Here is a 7,023-nt window from a genome sequence, read left to right as displayed (position 1 = left end):
GTGTGGGGAAATCGATACATCGACGAATGTGTGCTGCGTGATCGCGACTACAACAACAACGGGACGACGCTGGAAGAACGACTGTACGCAACGCAGGATGCGAACTGGAACACGACGATGCTGTACAAGCAGTCGTCGGGCTACAAGGAACGGTACACGTACAACCCGTACGGCGAGATCACGTTCCTGAACTCCTCGTTCAACCCGGTCGGCGGGTCGGTGCACAACTGGCAGCACCTGTTCGGCAGCTACAGAAGAGACACCACGACCGAACTGTACCTGGTCCGCAACCGCCTGTACCACACCGACCTCGGCACATGGCTGAGCAGAGACCCCATCGGATATAATCCAACCTTGAATTTGTACGAGTATGTTTCTTCAAATCCTACTATCTGGGTGGACGGGTTTGGATTCGGTCCGACTTGGCACCACTTACTGACAGAATCACTTGGCCCCGACTGGAAGAATAGAGGATTCAAAGCAGGAGAATGGAATAAATCGGAGTATGGTTTGATCATCGACGACACATGGCATACAGCTAACCGAGGTGGTGACATGATCGAACCATATTGGAGGCAGGATTGGCAGGACTGGCTGAAGAAAAATCCTAACGCCCGAAAGCCTAAAATACTTGAGCAACTGGAAAAAATGAAAACGAGCGACAAATACTCGAAGATCATTTCAAAAGGAAAGCAAGCACCCGTTCCCTATTGTGGAAAAGGAGGATGGACGAATCTCGGTGCGGAAGGAAGAGCAGCATTGGCGAAGAAGTTGCGTATCGGGAAAGCTGCTGCGAGGAAGGGAACGGTTCTGAGTCGTGCTACTGGACCAATTAAGAGCTTCGGCAAGGGGGTTTTGAAGCTCGGAGGCCGTGCCCTTGCAGTGTTCGGTATAGGGAGTGCTGTGCAAGATTTCGCCGAAGGTGCACAAGGCGAAGGAAAACACCAGGGGCAAACAGGTGTTCTTCCAGGTCTCGGAAATGCAGCTCATAAAGCCGTCCTAGGAGATGAAGTTGAAGGTGCAGTCGAAGGGCTCTACAAAGCGGGTGGCAAAGCAATAGGTCTTGATGACGGCGACGGAGTCACGCCTTGCGACCGGGCAGTGCGAGGTGGATTCAGTAAAAAGGGATTTCAAAGCCTTCTTGATGATACCTATTAATTAAAGTGTAATTTCCTGGATTGATGACGTTTGCTGCAATCTGGCTTGTTCAAATGGAAGGTTTTCGGACCTGAATACCAAACAAGCCCAAGGGTTGAGTATTGATTTACAAACACATGGAGCAAAGATGAGCTTGTGGGCGTTGTCGAATCCGGACGACCTTGTCTCTCTTCAGAGGTCAAGTGCGGTAAATGGGATGATCCGGAATCCTTATCAAATTCCAACTCTGGAAGAATGCCCTGAGTGCGGCAACAGTGGCGGGTTAGGAGGAATTATTCCAATTGAATGCCCTCAAGAATTGCGGGAGTTATTAGAGACACACATTGACCACGGTGAGTACATCAATCTGAGTCACGAAGAGTATGGCAAAGTCGTGGATGTGGCTCGAAAGTACTTTCGCGAGAAGGATATCATCGCTGGATCGAGGCTTTTGCCTTTGTACTGGCACGTTCCCTCTCCACCGGAACAATCTGTGTTTTGGCCTGGATTGAGATGCATCTTCCATGAATCCCTCGTTGCGGCACTTGAGCAGAATCAGGTTACCGGCTTGAAGTATATTCCAATTGAGGTTGCTCGCGTTGGAAGTCTTCGCGTCGACAATAAATCATGGAATAGGAAACTTGACAGCCTGGATGACTCAGAGATGCTGGAGGCTTCACGTCCTTTTGTGGACAATGTCGAGCGCTACGGAAACTTCTTTCTGGTTGAAGCCGAAGAAAAAGTCTTCTACCGAATGGCCAATGAGTTAAACTGGATTTTTTGCTCGACCTGTGGTCATGTGAAGGAAGAACCGAACCATGATCAATATCAAGAAATGGTGGAGACTTGGAGTCAGGATTTCGTGATCCCCCGACGATTTGTTCCCGATCTGGATGTTTTCAAATGTCCCGGTCTAGGTCGTTTCGTGATCAATGACAAGGTGAAGGAAATCCTTAAAGATTCGGAATCAGGCAACTTCATGACAAAAGCCGTTCGGATTATCTGAACCGAGACGTTCAGCATTGGGGTTGGGCCACTCGCCGTTCCCAAATTTCGTTGCGTGCCTGTGTCAAATGATGTCTTACGGAGACTGGCATATGAAATGGGGACGAATGGTCCTTTTCGGGATTGTGTTTGCTGCGGGAGTGTTCGTGGAATGGTTCTGCTCCCGCACGTTCGAAACTTGAGTTATTCCACGAACAGAATGTACTGTCGTCGACTTACAGGGAAATCCCATTGAGATCACCATGTCCGACATCGTTGTAGATAACGAATACGCGACGTTCCTCTCGATCGAGACTTTGCCGAACGGTCGCTTCATCATTCCTGAGACAATCCGAAATATTGGTTCGGGTGGAATAGGTGATCGATGTATCTGGACTTTAATCACGGTGCGCCCCGCAGGTTTTCAGCCCTGTCAAGAGAAAGTTGGGCTATGCACTGGAGGCGTCCTACCGAACCAGCCAAACTGGCTTGCAACAATCAAGTTTCAATTAGCACCGGTGAATTCCGAAGAGAAATCGACCTCAGAACGCAATTCCAAAAGTCTCTTCTACAACAACGAAAACAGCCGGCTTCAACCTGTTGCGGAACCGTAATCGGTGTTGACGGCAGAGGAGTATCTGGGACTCAGTTCGATCGTCGAATCGAATCGTCCGCAGCGTCAGTTCAAGTTCACGTTGGCGTCGCTGACCGGGAGTACAGACCCAGACACCGGTGACATCTACACCGGTCTGGATCGATTCGGCCGTGTGAAGGACTGCCGCTGGTATGACACCGCCAACTCGGTCGATCTGGATCGCTACGAGTACGGCTATGACCGGGTCGGAAACCGTCTGTATCGGAAGAATGTGCTGGCCCACGCCGCGAGTAAGGAGTACGATTATCTGTACACCTACGATGGTCTGAATCGTCTCAAGGAGATGGAACGAGGACTGCTCAACGGGACGAACACCGCCATGTCAACCTACAAGTTCGGCCAGTGCTGGGAACTCGATGAAACCGGGAACTGGTCGCAGTTCAGGCAGGATCTGTACGGGAATGGAGGGTGGAGCTTCAATCAGCAACGGACCAACAACGCGGTGAACGAAATCACCGACATCGCGGAAACGGCAGGTCCCAGCTGGGCCACTCCCGCGTACGACGTCAAAGGCAACATGACAACGCTCCCGCAGCCGGACGATCCGACGGGGACCTACTCGGCCACCTACGACGCCTGGAACCGTCTGGTGAAGCTTCAGGACGGCGCCACGACGGTGCAGGAGAATGAATACGATGGACTGAATCGTCGCACGATTCGCAAAACCTACACCAGCGGCACACTCAGCGAGAAACGCTTCTACTTCTACACCGAAGACTGGCAGTGCATCGAAGAACGTGTCGCTGACGGATCGACGACTCCCGGGCTGCTGCCCGCCAAAGAGCAACATGTGTGGGGAAATCGATACATCGACGAATGTGTGCTGCGTGATCGCGACTACAACAACAACGGGACGACGCTGGAAGAACGACTGTACGCAACGCAGGATGCGAACTGGAACACGACGATGCTGTACAAGCAGTCGTCGGGCTACAAGGAACGCTACACGTACAACCCGTACGGCGAGATCACGTTCCTGAACTCCTCGTTCAACCCGGTCGGCGGATCGGTGCACAACTGGCAGCACCTGTTCGGCAGCTACAAAAGAGACACCACGACCGAACTGTACCTGGTCCGCAACCGCCTGTACCACACCGACCTCGGCACATGGCTGAGCAGAGACCCTATTGGATACGAAGGGGGAGCCAGCCTGTACGAATACGTCAACAGCAAACCGACGATCAGTGTTGACCCAGCTGGACTAGAAGGATTTCATCCTGAAATGTTTCTCCAGGGATCTCCCAACGGCAGTCGCACTACACCACGGCCAAATGAGTATCAAGGACCATTCGGTTGTACAACTGCCTGCGTACCTCGGTACCGCAATGGCGAAGTTGTGGGAAGCATGGGGACGTTGCCACCGCTCACTGGGCAGGCAACTCAACGACAATGGGAAAATGAAGACAGCAAGTGGAGTGGGCCTACAACAGAGGACGAGAAGCGGGTTTTCGCGATGTGTAACGGAGACCCAGATTGCATTGACGCGCTAAAAGATATAATGCACAAAGTTAACAAACCTCGTTCAATAGGTTCTAATCGATGCTTCAGCTACATGGACCAAGTCTATGATGACCTTGGAATTGACTACGACAAAGGATGGAAAGAAGTTGGAAACAGGACTATCAAACTTCACCCCCAAGTGTGGGACCCTGGGCGTTTTGTACCAACAAGCCGAAAGACACCTTGGGGATGGCACGGATTGAAACAGCATGCGGTAATGAAAGTGACTTTCAAGCCTTCGGGGAAAGATGCGTATTTTGACATTGGTAGTGATACACATCTTGGCCACATTGGCGGAGATGACCACTGGTTCTTCCCCGGAGATCAAATGATTGACGCCAAAACCAAAGAGCCAGTAAGATGCGAAACAAAAATGTACATTCACGGAAACGAGGACAACGAAGGCGATTAGAAGAGCTGGTCCAGGCAGTCGCAGACTCTATGTTAATCGGGGGCATTTCATGGCTCGCAACTTCGCTTGTGTTCCTGCGTGCTGACCAGAATTACCCGCCGGTCTGGCTTCTCGTTATTCTTGCATGTGTTATTCAATTGTTGGGTGAATGCTATAGTGGCCGTAAGCAATCACTTCAACTTCGAGCTTCATTTGTGCTTGCGGGGCAAGTAGTCGCGGTTCTGGCAACTCCAGCTGTAGGGGGGAGGTACTTATCCAAACTTGAAGAACTCGGAACACTGGATACTGTTCATTTTGGGCTCGTTACTTTGGCTATTTGTGGAGGATTTGCAGGTGTAACGGTACACACATTCTGGGTTTGTTGTTTTTCCAGGTTGGAAGCTGACTGATGAAACTGCGTGCACTTGGGCAGAAGAAGGCGAGTTTGCTTCCTTCAGCAGCGACAATGTTGTGAATCACACACACAATCGTCTACATCAATGGGCCAGCGTGGCTCGACCGCGGCCCGACTCAGGTGGTGAAAGGTCGAGTCCGGATTGCACACCTGCACGGATTGGATCAATGCCAAGCCGGTATCCGGCAGATGCTGTATGGACAACCAGTTGATAGTAACCTGACGGACTTGACATACCGTGGAGGAAAATCGCTCGGATTGAGTGACTCGTCGGCCCGATTGACTGCAGGTGTTGTAGACTCTATGGTCGGTGCCGTCGGATCAGGAGGAAGTGGACTCGTCTCCTCTCCAAGCAAAGTTGCCACTCGCGTGACAGCAAACGATTCAGTTCGCCTAATTTCTCAAGGAGTGAATCAAGGGGCCACTAGCACACTTGTCGTTCCGAACTACTTGAGGCCACAAGTGTTCCCGGGCGCCAGTTCTGGAGCGGCAAGAGCGATGGGACGTGCACAGGATATTTCCGACAATGTGCGTTCAATGGCCCAAAAGTACCCATCCGATTTCGCTCACAAGTGTGGTGAATTGGAGGCTTTAACTCAAGCTGAACGAGCCGCATACAATATTTCCAATTTACCAGGGGGAAGTGCGACAGCAACGCGTACGCTTACACCGAATTATTCAGGACGACCTTTAGGTGCCTGTCGTGGTTGTACTCCATTGTTGAACGAGATTGGAGTGAGCGATGTCTTCAAGAGATTTCCAATTAAAAAATGACATGAGGTCTCCATTTGACAGTCTTCCTGACGAAATTCGATCAGCTCTAATTCGCAAGGGCTGGAGACCTGGCATGCGCCGAAAGCCCAGGGCAGGATGGCGAAGCTGCTTTGGCATGATGAAACAGTGGTTCACCAGCCAGTCCAACGAAGCGTCAGACGATCGATTCATTGGCGAATTCCCAGCTGCCACGCAAGTGCTTGATGAGCTTGACGGAATCGTCGTCGCACAGCTTCGCCAATCGAGCAGATCAAAGTATGGCTTAGGTTGTAGTATATATTTTACTAGGATCGGTCGCACTGACGAGCTGGGGCGACTTGAGAACATACTCTCCGAGCGACTGGTGATCATCGGTAGCACAGATTGGCATTCACACATTACACTCGCTGAGTCAGAGCGAATGTACGAATACGGCTTTGTCGGAGAAGGCCTGTATTTCCTGGGAAGTTCGTTCGGAGAAGGAGTCATACGCCGGCTGATGGCAATGAAGATCCGTCCCGTCTTTTTGACCGACTCGCAAGATCCAGAGCATGAGTTTCAACTTGATGGACTCAGTCCAGATGATCCGGACGTGCTCATTCCCTCTCCTGAATCAGGCCTGCGTGATGTCGACACAACGATCTACGACGAATAATTCCTGTCAGCAGGACGCAGAATTCGCACCGGTGACATCTACAATGACAGATCAAATTCATAATGCATGGCTCCATGCCGTGTTAGACGTCCTTGAGGGTTTACACCATACTTGTCCAAGTTGTAAAAACGGGGAAGTGAAGGCAGTGTTTTTTGGCGATCAACAGTCAAGAAGAGGCTACATCCTCGCTTGGTGCGATCGATGTAATACGGGAATTCATATTTCTCGCGCCAAGGCAAACAAGAACGTTCATATTGAGTCAAGGGATCCAGATAACCCACTTCACAAGCAGATACCAAATTTTAGACCCATTTTTTAGACCCATTGATCCGGCTTGAAGGCTAGAGCGTTTTTGTTTTTCATGTAACGTGATATCCGCAAACTTTGAAGCAGTTTTGGCAGTCCGATCGAATCGTCCGCAGCGTCAGTTCAAGTTCACGTTGGCGTCGCTGACCGGGAGTACAGACCCAGACACCGGTGACATCTACACCGGTCTGGATCGATTCGGCCGTGTGAAGGACTGCCGCTGGTAT

Annotated in this window: 5 protein-coding genes; all 5 read left to right on the top strand. The window is 51.0% G+C overall.

What is annotated here, in order from left to right; all coding sequences use genetic code 11:
* A partial coding sequence (locus KOR42_RS25400) for an RHS repeat-associated core domain-containing protein (protein WP_146512610.1) occupies nt 1-1,158 on the top strand: 1,158 nt, incomplete at its 5' end.
* Between the two features lie 127 nt (nt 1,159-1,285).
* A complete protein-coding gene (locus KOR42_RS25395; RefSeq protein WP_146512609.1) occupies nt 1,286-2,143 on the top strand; it encodes a hypothetical protein in 858 nt (285 codons plus the stop codon).
* Nucleotides 2,144-2,384: 241 nt separating this feature from the next.
* Nucleotides 2,385-2,735, top strand: coding sequence for a hypothetical protein (locus KOR42_RS25390; protein ID WP_146512608.1), 351 nt, complete (start codon nt 2,385-2,387; stop codon nt 2,733-2,735).
* Nucleotides 2,736-2,738: 3 nt separating this feature from the next.
* Nucleotides 2,739-4,688, top strand: coding sequence for an RHS repeat domain-containing protein (locus KOR42_RS25385; protein WP_146512607.1), 1,950 nt, complete (start codon nt 2,739-2,741; stop codon nt 4,686-4,688).
* Between the two features lie 1,136 nt (nt 4,689-5,824).
* Nucleotides 5,825-6,490, top strand: coding sequence for an SUKH-3 domain-containing protein (locus KOR42_RS25380; RefSeq protein WP_146512606.1), 666 nt, complete (start codon nt 5,825-5,827; stop codon nt 6,488-6,490).
* Nucleotides 6,491-7,023: the final 533 nt, after the last annotated feature.

The organism is Thalassoglobus neptunius (genome assembly GCF_007859735.1).
GTDB lineage: Bacteria > Planctomycetota > Planctomycetia > Planctomycetales > Planctomycetaceae > Thalassoglobus > Thalassoglobus neptunius.
This window is presented reverse-complemented; position numbering and strand designations above follow the sequence as displayed.

What these genes read in the sequence shown, in the direction of transcription:
- KOR42_RS25395 (WP_146512609.1), top strand. Translation starts at nt 1,286, where the DNA reads ATGAGCTTGTGGGCGTTGTCGAATCCGGACGACCTTGTCTCTCTTCAG.
- KOR42_RS25390 (WP_146512608.1), top strand. Translation starts at nt 2,385, where the DNA reads ATGTCCGACATCGTTGTAGATAACGAATACGCGACGTTCCTCTCGATC.
- KOR42_RS25380 (WP_146512606.1), top strand. Translation starts at nt 5,825, where the DNA reads ATGTCTTCAAGAGATTTCCAATTAAAAAATGACATGAGGTCTCCATTT.